This window comes from Burkholderia sp. 4NA327C6 (assembly GCF_005502655.1).
Taxonomy (GTDB): Bacteria; Pseudomonadota; Gammaproteobacteria; order Burkholderiales; family Burkholderiaceae; genus Burkholderia; species Burkholderia contaminans.
Genome location: NZ_SCNZ01000056.1, coordinates 1 through 14684, shown reverse-complemented (window position 1 = coordinate 14684; position 14684 = coordinate 1). Strand labels below are relative to the sequence as shown.

General features: G+C 66.5%; 13 protein-coding genes and 1 tRNA gene. 5 read left to right on the top strand and 9 right to left on the bottom strand.

All coding sequences use genetic code 11. From position 1 onward, the window contains the following. Nucleotides 1-151 precede the first annotated feature (151 nt). Nucleotides 152-640 carry a cyclic pyranopterin monophosphate synthase MoaC gene (gene moaC / locus FFS49_RS35815; RefSeq protein WP_105815811.1) on the top strand — a complete coding sequence of 163 codons (489 nt, stop codon included), beginning with the start codon at nt 152-154 and terminating at the stop codon, nt 638-640. Nucleotides 641-743: 103 nt separating this feature from the next. On the opposite strand, the gene FFS49_RS35810 is transcribed toward moaC, so the two are convergent. From FFS49_RS35810 to recA, 9 genes are all read right to left on the bottom strand, one after another. Next, nucleotides 744-1094, bottom strand: a complete 351-nt coding sequence (locus FFS49_RS35810) for a TonB family protein (protein ID WP_071335022.1) — start codon at nt 1092-1094, stop codon at nt 744-746. A gap of 454 nt (nt 1095-1548) precedes the next feature. Continuing rightward, a complete protein-coding gene (locus FFS49_RS35805) occupies nt 1549-3324 on the bottom strand; it encodes a Wzy polymerase domain-containing protein (RefSeq protein WP_105815816.1) in 1776 nt (591 codons plus the stop codon). Between the two features lie 153 nt (nt 3325-3477). Beyond that, the gene (locus FFS49_RS35800; protein ID WP_089461593.1) at nt 3478-4074 is read right to left on the bottom strand and encodes a pilin; all 597 of its coding nucleotides are present in this window, start codon (nt 4072-4074) and stop codon (nt 3478-3480) included. Between the two features lie 97 nt (nt 4075-4171). Further along, nucleotides 4172-4876 carry a TerC family protein gene (locus FFS49_RS35795; protein ID WP_105815810.1) on the bottom strand — a complete coding sequence of 235 codons (705 nt, stop codon included), beginning with the start codon at nt 4874-4876 and terminating at the stop codon, nt 4172-4174. A 156-nt stretch (nt 4877-5032) separates the two neighbouring features. Next, on the bottom strand, nt 5033-5914 hold the full coding sequence (gene sucD / locus FFS49_RS35790) for a succinate--CoA ligase subunit alpha (protein ID WP_006477916.1): 882 nt from the start codon (nt 5912-5914) through the stop codon (nt 5033-5035). Nucleotides 5915-5983: 69 nt separating this feature from the next. Further along, complete coding sequence (gene sucC / locus FFS49_RS35785) at nt 5984-7150, bottom strand: ADP-forming succinate--CoA ligase subunit beta (protein WP_006755512.1); 1167 nt, start codon at nt 7148-7150, stop codon at nt 5984-5986. Nucleotides 7151-7218: 68 nt separating this feature from the next. Beyond that, nucleotides 7219-7827 (bottom strand): DUF2889 domain-containing protein, encoded by a 609-nt coding sequence (locus FFS49_RS35780; protein WP_039360581.1) that lies wholly within the window; start codon nt 7825-7827, stop codon nt 7219-7221. 146 nt (nt 7828-7973) lie between these two features. Further along, the gene (gene recX, locus FFS49_RS35775) at nt 7974-8843 is read right to left on the bottom strand and encodes a recombination regulator RecX (protein ID WP_105815809.1); all 870 of its coding nucleotides are present in this window, start codon (nt 8841-8843) and stop codon (nt 7974-7976) included. After that, nucleotides 8843-9916, bottom strand: a complete 1074-nt coding sequence (gene recA, locus FFS49_RS35770; RefSeq protein ID WP_039360574.1) for a recombinase RecA — start codon at nt 9914-9916, stop codon at nt 8843-8845. The genes recX and recA overlap by 1 nt, the downstream gene beginning before the upstream one ends. A 188-nt stretch (nt 9917-10104) precedes the next feature. On the opposite strand from recA, the gene FFS49_RS35765 reads away from it, so the two are divergent. The 4 genes from FFS49_RS35765 to FFS49_RS35745 all read left to right on the top strand — a co-directional run bounded on the left by FFS49_RS35765 (nt 10105) and on the right by FFS49_RS35745 (nt 14538). Next, entirely contained in the window at nt 10105-10833 is a 729-nt protein-coding gene (locus tag FFS49_RS35765; protein ID WP_039360681.1) for a response regulator transcription factor, read from the top strand. Nucleotides 10834-10850: 17 nt separating this feature from the next. Then, nucleotides 10851-12407, top strand: a complete 1557-nt coding sequence (locus tag FFS49_RS35760; protein ID WP_071335026.1) for a sensor histidine kinase — start codon at nt 10851-10853, stop codon at nt 12405-12407. Nucleotides 12408-12643: 236 nt separating this feature from the next. Continuing rightward, a complete protein-coding gene (locus FFS49_RS35755; protein ID WP_039360567.1) occupies nt 12644-14302 on the top strand; it encodes an MFS transporter in 1659 nt (552 codons plus the stop codon). A gap of 159 nt (nt 14303-14461) precedes the next feature. Continuing rightward, nucleotides 14462-14538 (top strand) — tRNA-Met (locus tag FFS49_RS35745). Nucleotides 14539-14684: the final 146 nt, after the last annotated feature.

Genomic DNA, 14684 nt, shown 5'->3' with positions numbered 1-14684 from the left:
CGCCCCCGGCGCTGCGAATGCCACTGCTATGATAGGCGCCCGTCGAACCGTTGGATCGGATCGGGGCGCGGAGATGCGATTCGATGCCCCGGCCAATCACGATGCGCGATCGCGGGACGTGCTCGCGCACGCCGTTCCACTAGAGGAAGACATGTCAGGACTCACCCATTTCGACGCCGCCGGCCATGCCCACATGGTCGACGTCGGCGGCAAGCAGGAAACCCAACGCATCGCGATCGCGCGCGGCACGATCCGGATGCTGCCGGCCACGTTCGCCCTGATCCGCGACGGCAAGGCCAAGAAAGGCGACGTGCTCGGCGTCGCGCGCATCGCGGCCATCCAGGGCGCCAAGCGCACGGCCGACCTGATCCCGCTGTGCCATCCGCTCGCGCTGACGCGCGTGGCCGTCGAGTTCGAACTCGACGACGCGCTGCCGGGCGTCCACTGCATCGTGCAGGTCGAGACGTTCGGGCGCACCGGCGTCGAGATGGAAGCGCTGACCGCCGTGCAGGTCGGGCTGCTGACCGTCTACGACATGTGCAAGGCCGTCGATCGCGGGATGGTGATCACCGATGTGAGCGTGCGCGAGAAGCGCGGCGGGAAGTCGGGGGACTGGGTGGCGGAGGAACCGGCGGGCTGAGCGGCCCTGCGGCGGTCGATCCGGTCAGAAGAACCGCCAGCGGCCTGCCATTGCCCGGCAGGATGGCGTGCGCGCCGAACCGTATGCAGCCTGCCCCGGTTCGTCAGTTACCGCGCTGCGGCTCGAACACGAACGGTTGGGTCAGCAGGAACGGGTTCGCGGTCGCCCCCGTCTGCGTGCAGGTCGCGTGCGTCATCGCGTCGACGGCCGCACGGTCGGCCGCCGCATTGCGGCTGCTCGTCGTCACGGTGACGTTCTGCGCTTCGCCGGACGTCGTCATCAGCGCGCGCACGAGCACGGTCGCCGGGCGCGTGAGCGGCTTCGCGGTATCCGGATAGACGGCGCGCGGAATGTGGCACGTCAGCTTGCTTTCCTGCGACGACGACAGCATCGCGCAGCCGGAAAACAGCATCGCGACGGCGGGCAGGATCAGGTAGGTCGAGCGAATAGCCATGGTCGAATATCGTTCTTGAGCACTCTTCCGGACACACGCGCCGCGCACCGGAACACGTCGCCCGGCCGCCTCGCATGCATCACACTGCGCCGCGGCCATCGGACCGGCGCCCCGTTACGGCCGCACGGCCGATCGATGCTCGGCCGCGATCCTGCGTGGCGGACTTCCCGGGTGGCCGGGGTGTTGCCTGTGTTCGCGCTGCCCTCGCCTCACACGGGTCGGCACGCGAGCGCTTTCACGCATTGTGCACGCGCGGCCCGGCGAGCGGCGGCGATTTGACAATGGTTGACGCGAATCGCCGGGCCTTCAGCTGGAATCCACGCAATCCGCGAGGTAATCGATGCGCGGCCGGATTCGCCGGGTTCGCGCCGGGCGCCAACACCCGACGCGCACCGCTGATCCCACACGGCGCGGCACATGCCGGAATTCCCCGTTCCGGCAGGCGCTACGTGCATCAATCCGAATCGTCGTCCTCGTCGTCGGCCGCATCGGCCGGCACTTCACCGTATTTCGCGACGACCGCCGCCTTGAACGGCTTCAGCGCCGGCTGCTGGTCGCACAGCTTGTACAGCGCGGCCAGTTGCTGCGGCCAGTCCTTCAACTCCTTCGCAAACACGTGCAGGCGCGCGACGGTGTCGAGCGCGTCGGCCTCGCGGCCGGCCAACGCCTGCAGGGCCGCATAGCGGCGCAGCACCGTCTCGCCGGGCAGCAGAGCGATCGCGCGCTCATGCGCGGCGAGCTTGGCCGGCAGGTCGTCCGCCGAAATCGGGAGCAGCGTGGCCGCCCCGTATTCACCCCACGCGCCGAACAGCAGCGACGGCGCATCGCGGTACTGCGCAGCCGGATCGCTGCCGTAGTACAGCACTTCCGCGCGCTGGTAGTCGCGCAACACCGGCACCGCCGCCAGCACGCCGCCGACCGACAGCACCGCGAACAGCCCGAATGCCGCACGCCCCGGCAGGACGCGCAGCGACTTCACCTCCAGCAGCCCGATCACGAACATGGCCGGCAACAGGAAGAACATGTACTGCTGCGGATACTCGACCAGCGCGTGCATCAGCAGGATGCCGATCAGCGCGAAGCCGAACACGCGCATGCTCGACTGCGGCGCGCGCACCGCGCGCACGAACCACGTCACGAGCGCGACGACGAGCACACCCAGGCCGACGAGGCCCGACTTCGCGAGCAGGTCGATGAAGATATCGTGCGAGTTGTTCGCGATCTCGACACCGCCAAGCGAGCGCACGAGCGCGAACTGGTGCGACGGGAATTCACCCCAGCCGACACCGAGCAGCGGATGTTCGCGGAACATCGCGAGCCCGTACTTCCACAGCGCGAGGCGCGGTGCGATCTGCCCCGCGTCACGCATCCGGTCGGCCGCGGATTCCGCGAGACCCAGGTGGTAATGGACGTTCGCCCAGCGCACCGCAACGTTCACCGCGATGAACGCCACCGCGAGCACGACCGGGATCGCCCATGCGCGCGCATTGCCTGGTGCACGGCGCGATTCGAGCCACGCCATCCAGAAGCCCGCGACGACCATCACCGCGACCTGCAGCCACGGCCCGCGCGACACCGTCAGCGCCAGACCGACGGACAGCACGATCGACAGCGCGAGCCACGCCCATACCGCGAGCCGGCGCGTCTGCACGAGATACAGCGCGCCTGCGAGCGCGAACGCGATGTAGCTGGCCAGATGGTTCGCCTGCGCCATGTTGCCGTACGGACGGCGATCGACCGCGACGTTGTACACCACGACGAACGGCGACAGCGCCGACTCGAGGTGGAACAACTGCACGATCTGCGTCCCGACCGCGAACACGCCGCCGACGAGCAGCGCGCCGGCCATCATCCGCGACACGGCCTCGGCCAGCCCGTCGCGCGCGAGCACGTAGCCGGCCTGCATCGCGACCAGCGCGGCGGCGAGATAGCCGACCGCCAGCCAGTTCATCGACGGTACCTTGAGCGGGATCAGCGCGACCTGCGCGATGAGCACCGCGGCGAACCCAAGCGGCGCGACGAACGCGGCCGGCGCCGCAAACGGCTCGGCCGCGCGGCCCGTACGCGCGAGCAGCACGACGGACACCCCCACCAGCAGGTACAGCACCAGCGCGGAAAACTCGGAATAGAAGGTCGGGATCGGATATGTGTGATTCGTGATCGCATACGGCACGATCAGGGCGACAGCCAGCGCAACGAGCGGCAACGAACGGGAAAAAGTAGAAGGCATGAGCGAACCGGATGTCAGCAACCGGCGCACTATACAAAACTTTCCCCCCTCTGTGCGGGGCCTTCGCGCGGCGCCCCGTCGCGGCGCGAAGGCCCCGGCCGGCTGACGAGGCGGCCAGCATGCTGTCCGCGCCGCTCTGCTCCGCCACCGGCGCTACGCGCGACACTCCGCCGGCGCATATTTCGCGGGCAGCGTCGCCGCGTCGCCCGGCAGCGGCCCTGCCCCCGGCGCGGGCAGCGATGACGCCCCCTTGCCGGCGGCGAAGCACTCCCACGCGATCGTGCCGGCCTGCATCGCGCCCTTTTTGAGCGGCACGCGTGCGGTGGGCGCATCGGCCTTGTCGGGCGCGGACGGCACGAGCACCAGCGTATTGCTGCCGGCCGCGGCCACGCGCGTGGTGAACGCGACCGTGATCTGGCCGGTCTCGCCGTCGATCACAACCGATTCGACGTTGCGGGTGCCGGCCGGCGGGCTGTAGCCGCCGTCGAGGCTCGCGCCACTTGCGGCGTTGTCGGCGACGGCGAGCCGCGCGGACGACGCCAGCGCGAGCCCCTCGCCGACGCGCGAGCGCGCAAGGTAATCCTGGTACGCGGGAATCGCATAGGCCGCGATCACACCGACGATCGCCAGCACGATCATCAGTTCGATCAGCGTGAAGCCGGCCGGCCGCCAGCGCGGCGACGGCCGGTTCGCGCGCCGCAGATCGGCGGCCACGCGACGGAACAGGGAAACGGAAAAGGCTTCGAACATGGCAGGCTCCGGAAACGAAAAACGCCTGCCGGTAAAGGCAGGCGTCTCGATCGTAGCCAGCGGGCCGTGAATCCGGCAGTCGGCCGGACGGCCAATGTCAGTGCGCGTGCGGTACGTCGCGGCGCTTCCGGAGCGTATAACCGATCGCCACCACGAACAGCGCGCCCGCGATGCTCGCGCCGTAAAGGACCTCCGGCGTATCGAGCACCGGCCAGCGGTCGCCGACCGGGTCATTCACGATCAGCCCGCCCGCGATCCAGCCGAGCAGCCCGGCGCCGAATGCCACGAAGATCGGGAAACGGTCGAGCAGCTTCAGCACCAGCGTACTGCCCCACACGATGATCGGCACGCTGACGACGAGCCCGAAGATCACGAGCGCGATCCGGTGCGACGGGTCGGCCTGTTCGGCCGCACCCGCGATCGCGATCACGTTGTCGAGGCTCATCACCGCATCGGCGATCACGATCGTCTTCACGGCATCCCACAGCCGGCTGGCCGGCTTGATGTCGTCGTGCGCGTCGCCGGCCGGCGCCATCAGCTTGATGCCGATCCACAGCAGCAGCAACCCGCCACCGAGCTTCAGGAACGGCACGTCGAGCAGCGCGACCGCGAACGTGATCAGCGCGACACGCAGCAGGATCGCCCCCGCGGTGCCCCAGACGACGCCGCGCACCCGCTGGTTCGCGGTCAGGTTGCGGCATGCGAGCGCGATCACGACGGCGTTGTCGCCGCCGAGCAGGATATCGATGATGACGATCTGGAGAACGGCGCCCCAGTGGAGCGACGTCAGGAATTCGAGCATGGCGTGACGGGCAGGACGGCGGCCGCCCGCGGGCGACCCGGTTCATTGCCGGCACATGCGCGATGCATGCCCGGTGCTTACGAATTCATTGCGCGAGCATAACAAAAAACGCCGGCAAAGCCGGCGTTTTCTGCAGGACGAACCCAGGTGGAAATATTACAGCGCCTTCTTCAGCAGACGGCCCATTTCCGACGGGTTGCGCGTGACGGTGATGCCGCACGCTTCCATGATTTCCAGCTTCGCTTCGGCCGTATCCGCACCGCCCGAGATAAGCGCGCCGGCGTGGCCCATGCGCTTGCCCGGAGGCGCCGTGACGCCAGCGATGAAGCCGACCACCGGCTTCTTCATGTTGTCCTTGATCCACTCTGCCGCATTGGCTTCGTCCGGACCACCGATTTCACCGATCATCACGACTGCGTCCGTGTCCGGATCGTCGTTGAACATCTTCATCACGTCGATGTGCTTCAGACCGTTGATCGGGTCGCCGCCGATACCGACTGCCGACGACTGGCCGAGGCCGAGTGCCGTCAGCTGGGCAACCGCTTCATACGTCAGCGTGCCCGAACGCGACACGACGCCGATGCGGCCCTTGCGGTGGATGTGGCCCGGCATGATGCCGATCTTCAGTTCGTCCGGCGTGATCGTGCCCGGGCAGTTCGGCCCGAGCAGCAGCGTCTTGCGGCCTTCGCGACGCATGCGGTCCTTCACTTCGATCATGTCGCGCACGGGAATGCCTTCCGTGATGCAGATCGCGAGATCCAGGTCGGCTTCGACCGCTTCCCAGATCGCAGCAGCAGCGCCTGCCGGCGGAACGTAGATGACCGACACGGTCGCGCCGGTTTCCGCCTTCGCTTCCTTGACGCTTGCGTAGATCGGAATGCCTTCGAAATCTTCGCCGGCCTTCTTCGGGTTCACGCCCGCGACGAATGCTTCGCGGCCGTTTGCGTATTCACGGCAGGCGCGCGTATGGAACTGACCGGTTTTGCCGGTAATGCCCTGCGTGATGACCTTCGTGTCCTTGTTGATCAGAATCGACATGTATTTTGACCTCTGTTCGATTGGCGTCGCGTATGAACCGCGCCGCCATGCGTGTTCATTAGCGCGCGCTTACTTGCCTGCGGCTGCCGCGACGACCTTCTGCGCAGCTTCTTCCATGCTGTCCGCCGAGATGATCGGCAGGCCCGAATCGGCCAGCATCTTCTTGCCGAGGTCCTCGTTCGTGCCCTTCATGCGCACGACGAGCGGCACGTTCAGGTTCACGGCCTTCGAACCGGCGATCACGCCTTCCGCGATCACGTCGCAGCGCATGATGCCGCCGAAGATGTTCACGAGGATCGCCTTCAGATCCGGGTTCTTCAGCATCAGCTTGAACGCTTCCGTGACCTTCTCGGTGGTCGCGCCACCGCCGACGTCCAGGAAGTTCGCCGGCTCGCCGCCGAACAGCTTGATGGTGTCCATCGTCGCCATCGCCAGGCCTGCGCCGTTCACGAGACAGCCGATGTTGCCGTCGAGCGAGATGTACGCGAGGTCGAACTTCGACGCTTCGATTTCAGCCGGATCTTCTTCGTCCAGATCGCGGTACGCGACGATTTCCGGGTGGCGGAACAGCGCGTTCGAGTCGAAGTTGAACTTCGCGTCGAGTGCGATGACCTTGCCGTCGCCGGAAACGTTCAGCGGGTTGATTTCAGCCAGCGATGCGTCGGTTTCCCAGAATGCCTTGTACAGGCCTTGCAGGATCGCGCGCGCTTGCGGGATCGAAGCAGCCGGCACGCCGATCTTCGCGGCGAGGTCGTCTGCCTGCGCGTCGAGCAGGCCCGTCGACGGCTCGACGATGACCTTGTGGATCAGTTCCGGGTGCTTTTCGGCGACTTCTTCGATGTCCATGCCGCCTTCGCTCGAACCCATCAGCACGATCTTCTGCGAGATGCGATCGACGACGAGGCTGACATACAGTTCCTGCTTGATGTCGGCGCCTTCTTCGATCATCAGACGGTTGACCTTCTGGCCTTCCGGACCGGTCTGGTGCGTGACGAGCTGCATGCCGAGGATCTGGTTCGCGTATTCGCGAACCTGCTCGATCGACTTCGCCACCTTCACGCCGCCGCCCTTGCCACGGCCACCCGCGTGAATCTGAGCCTTCACGACCCAAACCGGGCCGCCGAGCTCTTCTGCCACCTTGACGGCCTCGTCAACCGAGAACGCCGGCTTGCCGCGCGGTACCGCGACTCCGAATTTCCGCAGGATTTCCTTACCCTGGTACTCGTGAATCTTCATGCGTGATTCCCTTCAGTCTGAGAGTTGGATGAAAAGTCGCTTTAGACGCTTCTTCGAATGATTTCCGTTCATTCCTTCGTGCTGCCTTCACCGGGCACGTCCGGCCGGCTCGCGCCATACCAGCGCGGGTAGTACTGCCGCACGACCTCGCCGTCGAACCGCAACGCCCGGCAGCGGCCGAGCTGGAAAGGCGCTTCGTCGTGCACGCCGTCATGGTCCGGCCCTTCGCCCCCCTCCTCGCGCACGTTCCACACGTCACCGGCAAACGCCTGGATCGCTGCCGTCGGCAGCACGGCGCACAGTTCGGTGAGATGGGAGCAGCCTGCGACGCCGGCGAGCAGCCGGTTCGCGTTGCGGCGGAAATTGCGGAAGAGATTGAGCCCGATGAGGGCCCGATAGGCGGGAGTGGCGGATTGACAGTGACCGGGATAGGGAACCCATTCCGAAGACGCTTCGGCGTCGACGACATTGAGGTCACGATCGATAGTCACGCGCAGCCAGAGTTCGTGGATCGGCAGGCCCTGGGGCCGGATGCCCGACGCAAGCGCGACATCGCGCGGCTTGTGGTCGGTCAGGCAGGCTTCGATGTCCCACAAGCCGTCGCCGCGCTCGTAAGCTTCCGCTCGGATTGCGCGTTGATGTCGCAACTGACGGGGCACGGGCTCGGATAGCGGCATGCTGGAGGTTGAGGCCGAAGAGGAAAACCCACGGATTTTAGCATATTGGGTATTTGAGACAGTTCGACGCGACGGCGGGTATTCCCGCCTGTCCGGAAGCGGTTGCATTGCAGCAAAATCGCGCGCCACGCGCGCGATCGGCGCGATCAGTCGTCGACCAGGAAATCGTCGCCGACCTTCAGCAACTTCACGATGGTCGCACTCGAGAAGCCGCGCGCGGCGAGAAAGCGCGCCTGCTTCGCACGCTCGGCCGGCGTTTGCGGCAGCGCACCGAATTTCTTGCGCCAGACCGCCTGCGCACGCGCCCATTCGGTCTCGCGGAGCTGGGCATTCACCTCCTCGACGAGCGTGTCGCCCACCGCATGACGCTTCAGCTCGCTGACGATGCGTGCGACGCCGACGCGCGACGCGCGACGATGCACGAGACTCTCGGCAAAGCGCGCATCCGACAGCCAGCCCTCCTGTTCCAGCGCGTCGAGCACGGGGTCGACGGATTCGTCTTCGCCGACGTAGGGCGCGAGCTTGCGCGCGAGTTCCGTGCGACTGTATTCACGCCTGGATAGATAGCCGAGCGCGCGGCCCTTCAGCGATCGCTGTGGTTTCGATGACTTGCGCTCGGCAGCGCCCGGAGCGTCATCTGATGAAGTACTGGAAGAGGCACCCGACGCGCGACGTGTGCGGCGCGGATGCTGGCTGCTGCGCGTATAGACATCTTCCCTGGCCGGCGCCGATGCATCGGCTGCGCTATCGCCCGGGAAGCTGACACCGGACACACGGCGGCGGGAGCGGTCGTGCGCGTCGAACGATTCATCGTCGTCGAACGGATCGACCGGTGCGGCAATCTCAAACGAAACGAGGGCATCGTCGGATGCCCTCGTCGCGGTGCGGTTCGCGGCATTGCTGCCCGCGCCCCGCCGATCGGCGCCCGAGGATCCGGCTCGCCGGCCGGAGCGACCCGCCGTTTCGGGCGCGTCGCTCTCCTCCGGCTCGCCAGCCTGACCTCGGCGCCCGACCATCACTCTTCTTCGTCCATCGCCTCGGCTTCGTCCTGGGCTGCACCATCGGGCATGGTGACCACGCCAAGCGATTCGCGAATGCGGTTCTCGATCTCGCGTGCGATTTCCGGATTTTCGCGCAGGAATTCACGCGCGTTGTCCTTGCCCTGGCCGATCTTCTCGCCGTTGTAGCTGTACCAGGCGCCCGCCTTGTCGACGATCTTCGCCTGCACGCCGAGATCGATGATCTCGCCCTGGCGCGAAATGCCTTCGCCATACAGGATGTCGAAGATCGCTTCGCGGAACGGCGGCGACACCTTGTTCTTGACGACCTTCACGCGGGTTTCGTTGCCGATCACCTCGTCGTTCTTCTTGATCGAGCCGATCCGGCGGATGTCGAGACGCACCGACGAGTAGAACTTCAGTGCGTTACCGCCCGTCGTGGTTTCCGGGTTGCCGAACATCACGCCGATCTTCATCCGGATCTGGTTGATGAAGATCACGAGGCAGTTCGTGCGCTTGATCGTGCCGGTCAGCTTGCGCAGCGCCTGCGACATCAGGCGGGCCTGCAGACCCGGCAGCGAATCGCCCATCTCGCCTTCGATTTCGGCCTTCGGCACGAGCGCCGCGACCGAGTCGATGACGATCATGTCGATCGAGCCCGAGCGCACCAGCGCGTCGGTGATTTCAAGCGCCTGCTCGCCGGTGTCCGGCTGCGAGATCAGCAGCTCCGGCACGTTCACGCCGAGCTTCGCTGCATATTGAACGTCGAGCGCGTGCTCGGCGTCGATAAACGCCGCGGTGCCGCCCAGCTTCTGCAGTTCGGCAATGACCTGCAGCGTGAGCGTGGTTTTACCGGACGATTCCGGACCGTAGATTTCGACCACCCGGCCGCGCGGCAGGCCGCCGACGCCGAGCGCGATATCGAGACCGAGCGAGCCCGTGGACACGACCTGGATGTTCTCGGCCGCCTCGCCGTCGCCCATGCGCATGATCGAGCCCTTGCCGAACTGCTTTTCGATCTGGGCAAGCGCGGCGGCCAGCGCCTTGCTCTTCTCGGCGGTCATCCCGGAGCCCTTCTTGCTATCTTCCATGAATCGTCCTTTGCTATGATGAGCAGCGTCTGTTAGAGGCGCGCCCACTTTCAAGCGCTGCCCACGAATTCAGACACTGTATAAAAAAACAGTGTTTTGTGCAAGCCCGCAATGCAGCGCGTTGTACACGAATAACTTTGGAGACAGCCGGCCGGCGCGGACGCCCCGCCGGCCCATCGGTCAGCACCATGCGAATTCTCATCGCGGAAGATGACAGCATACTCGCGGACGGCCTCACCCGGTCACTCCGCCAATCGGGCTATGCAGTCGACCACGTGAAGACCGGTATCGACGCCGATACCGCGCTGTCGATGCAGACATTCGACCTGCTGATCCTCGATCTCGGGCTCCCGAAAATGCCCGGACTCGACGTGCTCAAGCGCCTGCGCGCCCGCAACTCCAACCTCCCCGTGCTGATCCTGACGGCCGCCGACAGCGTCGACGAGCGCGTGAAGGGGCTCGACCTCGGTGCCGACGACTACATGGCCAAGCCGTTCGCGCTCAACGAGCTCGAGGCGCGCGTGCGCGCGCTGACCCGGCGCGGCGCGGGCGGCGGCCCGACCGTCGTGCGCCACGGCTCGCTCGCGTTCGACCAGGTCGGCCGCATCGCGTATGCGAACGATCAGGTCCTCGACCTCTCCGCGCGCGAGCTCGGCCTGCTCGAGGTGCTGCTGCAGCGGATCGGCCGGCTCGTGTCGAAGGAACAGCTCGTCGACCATCTCTGCGAATGGGGCGAGGAAGTCAGCAACAACGCGATCGAAGTCTACGTACACCGGCTGCGCAAGAAGATCGAACCCAGCGGCGTACGGATCTCGACCGTGCGCGGCCTCGGCTATTGCCTCGAGAAGGTCGCGCCCGCGGCACCGGCCGACACGGCAGCGCCCCAGCCCGCGGTGGCCGGCACGCCGCTGCGCTGAACCCGCGCTTCGCCGCGATGGCCACGCCGGCCCCTACCCGCCACCCGACCGGCGCGCCGTCGTCGGCCGCCGATGAAGCGCGCGACGCGCGCTACGAGAACCCGTTCGCCCCGCCCGACGAAACCGATGCGCCCGAGGCGCCGCGCCCGCGCTCGCTGTTCGGCGAGATCCTCGACTGGATGCTCGCGCCGCTGCTGCTGCTGTGGCCGATGAGCATCGCCGTCACCTATCTGGTCGCAAAGACGATCGCGAACGGCCCGTTCGACCGCGCGCTCGAGACCAACGCCTATGTGCTCGCGCGGCAGATCCATCCGGTGAACGGTGTCGCCGAGCTGACGCTGCCGGAGCAGACCCGCGACTTCCTGCGCGCGGACAACGTCGACAGCGTGTACTTCCAGGTGCTCGGCACGCGCGGCGAGCTGGTCGCGGGCGAAGCCGACATGCCGCTGCCGCGCGACGAGGACCGCCCGCCGCCGGGCGTCGTGATGTTTCGCGACGACCTGCTGCGCGGCAACGACGTGCGCGTCGCGTATACGACGGTCGCGCTGCCGCAATCGGGCAGCCCGCAGCCCGTGCTCGTGCAGGTCGGCGAAACGCTGGACAAGCGCAACGCGCTCGCGAACGACATCATCAAGGGCGTGATCCTGCCGCAGTTCGTGATCCTGCCGCTCGCGATCCTGCTGGTCTGGTTCGGGCTGTCGCGCGGGCTCGCGCCGCTCAACGCGCTGCAGGCGCACATCCGCGCGCGGCGGCCCGACGACCTGTCGCCGGTCGAGGCGCAGCGCGCGCCGCCCGAGATCGAGCCGCTCGTCACGTCGTTCAACGACCTGCTCGCCCGTCTCGAGCAGAACATGGCGCTGCAGAAGCGCTTCATCGCCGACGCCGCCCATCAGATGAAGACGCCGCTCGCGGGCCTGCGCACGCAGGCCGAGTTCGCGCTGCGCCACCCCGTCCCGCCCGACGTGCAGCGCTCGCTCGAGCAGATCGCGACGAGCTCCGAGCAGGCCGCGCGGCTCGTCACGCAGTTGCTTGCGCTGGCGCGTGCCGAGAACCGCGCGAGCGGGCTGACGTTCGAGCCGGTCGAGATCGCCACGCTCGCGCGGCGCGCGGTGCGCGACTGGGTGCAGGCCGCGCTCGCGAAACGGATGGATCTCGGCTACGAAGGCCCGCCGGACTCGCCGGACGACAGGCCGCTCGACGTCGACGGCAATCCGGTGATGCTGCGCGAAATGCTCGGCAACCTGATCGACAACGCGATCCGCTACACGCCGGACGGCGGCCGCATCACGGTGCGCGTGCGCGCGGAGCCCGCTGCACGGCGCGTGCATCTCGAAGTCGAGGACACGGGGCCGGGCATCCCGGCCGCCGAACGCGAGCGCGTCGTGGAACGCTTCTACCGGATCCTCGGCCGCGAAGGCGACGGCAGCGGCCTCGGGCTCGCGATCGTGCGCGAGATCGCCACGCAGCACGGCGGGACGCTGACGCTCGACGATCACGTCTACCAGCAGGCACCGCGCCTCGCCGGCACACTCGTGCGCGTCAGCCTGCCGCTGACCGAAACCGCCCCGGATTAACCCTGACGTGCGCCGCCGCAGCACGCCACGATTGAATCAAAATCGGCAATTTAACGGAAAATCGAAGCACTTCGCAGCACGATAGGCGCATAAAACCGTCGATTCGGCGCGGGTTAACGTGCAGTCGTTTTGCACGCGCGAGTCAGTCGGCCGTAAGTTTCCGTACCAATAATCCTCGACAGGCCCGCCCACCCAAGGCGGCCGCACATCTATATCAAGGGACTTGGAGACGACTCATGGCAACGTTAGGCGGGCAAATTTCGCACGCGCCGATGACGGGCGAAGAGAAGAAGGTCATCTTCGCGTCGTCGCTCGGCACCGTGTTCGAGTGGTACGACTTTTACCTGGCCGGCTCGCTCGCGGCCTACATCAGCAAGAGCTTCTTCTCCGGCGTCAATCCGACCGCCGCCTTCATCTTCACGCTGCTCGGCTTCGCCGCCGGCTTCGCGGTGCGGCCGTTCGGCGCAATCGTGTTCGGTCGCCTCGGCGACCTCGTCGGCCGCAAGCACACGTTCCTCGTGACGATCGTGATCATGGGCGTCTCGACGTTCGTGGTCGGCTTCCTGCCCGGCTACGCGTCGATCGGCATCGCCGCACCCGTGATCTTCATCGCGATGCGGCTGTTGCAGGGTCTCGCGCTCGGCGGCGAGTACGGCGGCGCGGCGACCTACGTCGCCGAGCATGCGCCGGCCAACCGTCGCGGCTTCTACACCGCGTGGATCCAGACGACCGCGACGCTCGGCCTGTTCCTGTCGCTGCTCGTAATCCTCGGCGTGCGCACGTTCATCGGCGAGGAAGCGTTCGGCAGCTGGGGCTGGCGCGTGCCGTTCGTCGCGTCGATCCTGCTGCTCGCGGTGTCGGTGTGGATCCGGATGCAGCTGAACGAATCGCCCGTGTTCCTGCGCATCAAGGCGGAAGGCAAGACGTCGAAGGCGCCGCTGACCGAAGCGTTCGGCCAGTGGAAGAACCTGAAGATCGTGATCCTCGCGCTCGTCGGCCTGACCGCCGGCCAGGCTGTCGTGTGGTACACGGGCCAGTTCTACGCGCTGTTCTTCCTTACGCAGACGCTGAAGGTGGATGGTGCGAGTGCGAACATCCTGATCGCGATCGCCCTCCTGATCGGCACGCCGTTCTTCCTGTTCTTCGGTTCGCTGTCGGACAAGATCGGGCGCAAGCCGATCATCCTCGCGGGCTGCCTGATCGCGGCACTGACCTACTTCCCGCTGTTCAAGGCGCTCACGCACTACGCGAACCCGCAGCTCGAGGTCGCGACGCAGAAGGCGCCGATCACGGTCATCGCCGATCCGGCCGCCTGCTCGTTCCAGTTCAACCCGGTGGGCACGTCGAAGTTCACGAACTCTTGCGACGTCGCAAAAAGCGCGCTCGCGAAGGCCGGCCTGAACTACGAGAACGTCGCGGCACCGGCTGGCACGACGGCCCAGATCAAGGTCGGCGACACCGTGATCCCCGCCTATGAGGGCAAGGCGGCCGACGCGAAGGCGCAGGGCGCGGCGTTCGACAAGACGCTCGCATCGACGCTGAAGGCCGCCGGCTACCCGGCGAAGGCGGACCCGGCGCAGCTCAACTGGCCGATGACGATCGTGATCCTGACGATCCTCGTGATCTACGTGACGATGGTCTACGGCCCGATCGCGGCGATGCTGGTCGAGATGTTCCCGACGCGGATCCGCTACACGTCGATGTCGCTGCCCTATCACATCGGCAACGGCTGGTTCGGCGGCTTCCTGCCTGCAACCGCGTTCGCGATCGTCGCGGCGAAGGGCGACATCTACTCGGGCCTCTGGTATCCGATCGTGATCGCGCTGGCCACGTTCGTGATCGGCCTGCTGTTCGTCAAGGAGACGAAGGACTCGAACATCTACGCGCAGGATTGAGGTTGGGTGCGCAGCGGGGGACGGCCGGCGGATGGTCTCGTTCCGGAGACCGGCTCTCGCCCGCAATGAAGGCCGGCACGGGCCGCCGGCAACTTTTTTCGGGAAAGATGGAAAAAGGTATTGACAGCCGGCCGGCCGATCGACATAATTCAAGTCTTCGGCGAATTAGCTCAGTCGGTTAGAGCGACGGAATCATAATCCGCAGGTCCGGGGTTCGAATCCCTGATTCGCCACCAAATGCGAAAGCCGCTGTTTCGAAAGAAACAGCGGCTTTTTCATTGCTTCATCGAGCGCACGCGGTGCCGCGCGCTGCCAGTCCTTCCACGCGCTGCGCCGCGACTACGCCACCACCGCTCCGCGCTGCGCATCCGGCGCCTTCGCC

Bases quoted from the DNA above. Each gene is read 5' to 3' on its own strand.
- FFS49_RS35760 (WP_071335026.1), top strand. From the start codon at position 10,851: ATGGCCACGCCGGCCCCTACCCGCCACCCGACCGGCGCGCCGTCGTCG.
- sucD (WP_006477916.1), bottom strand. From the start codon at position 5,914: ATGTCGATTCTGATCAACAAGGACACGAAGGTCATCACGCAGGGCATT.
- FFS49_RS35765 (WP_039360681.1), top strand. From the start codon at position 10,105: ATGCGAATTCTCATCGCGGAAGATGACAGCATACTCGCGGACGGCCTC.
- moaC (WP_105815811.1), top strand. From the start codon at position 152: ATGTCAGGACTCACCCATTTCGACGCCGCCGGCCATGCCCACATGGTC.
- FFS49_RS35810 (WP_071335022.1), bottom strand. From the start codon at position 1,094: ATGGCTATTCGCTCGACCTACCTGATCCTGCCCGCCGTCGCGATGCTG.
- sucC (WP_006755512.1), bottom strand. From the start codon at position 7,150: ATGAAGATTCACGAGTACCAGGGTAAGGAAATCCTGCGGAAATTCGGA.
- FFS49_RS35805 (WP_105815816.1), bottom strand. From the start codon at position 3,324: ATGCCTTCTACTTTTTCCCGTTCGTTGCCGCTCGTTGCGCTGGCTGTC.
- FFS49_RS35800 (WP_089461593.1), bottom strand. From the start codon at position 4,074: ATGTTCGAAGCCTTTTCCGTTTCCCTGTTCCGTCGCGTGGCCGCCGAT.
- FFS49_RS35780 (WP_039360581.1), bottom strand. From the start codon at position 7,827: ATGCCGCTATCCGAGCCCGTGCCCCGTCAGTTGCGACATCAACGCGCA.
- recX (WP_105815809.1), bottom strand. From the start codon at position 8,843: ATGGTCGGGCGCCGAGGTCAGGCTGGCGAGCCGGAGGAGAGCGACGCG.
- FFS49_RS35795 (WP_105815810.1), bottom strand. From the start codon at position 4,876: ATGCTCGAATTCCTGACGTCGCTCCACTGGGGCGCCGTTCTCCAGATC.
- FFS49_RS35755 (WP_039360567.1), top strand. From the start codon at position 12,644: ATGGCAACGTTAGGCGGGCAAATTTCGCACGCGCCGATGACGGGCGAA.
- recA (WP_039360574.1), bottom strand. From the start codon at position 9,916: ATGGAAGATAGCAAGAAGGGCTCCGGGATGACCGCCGAGAAGAGCAAG.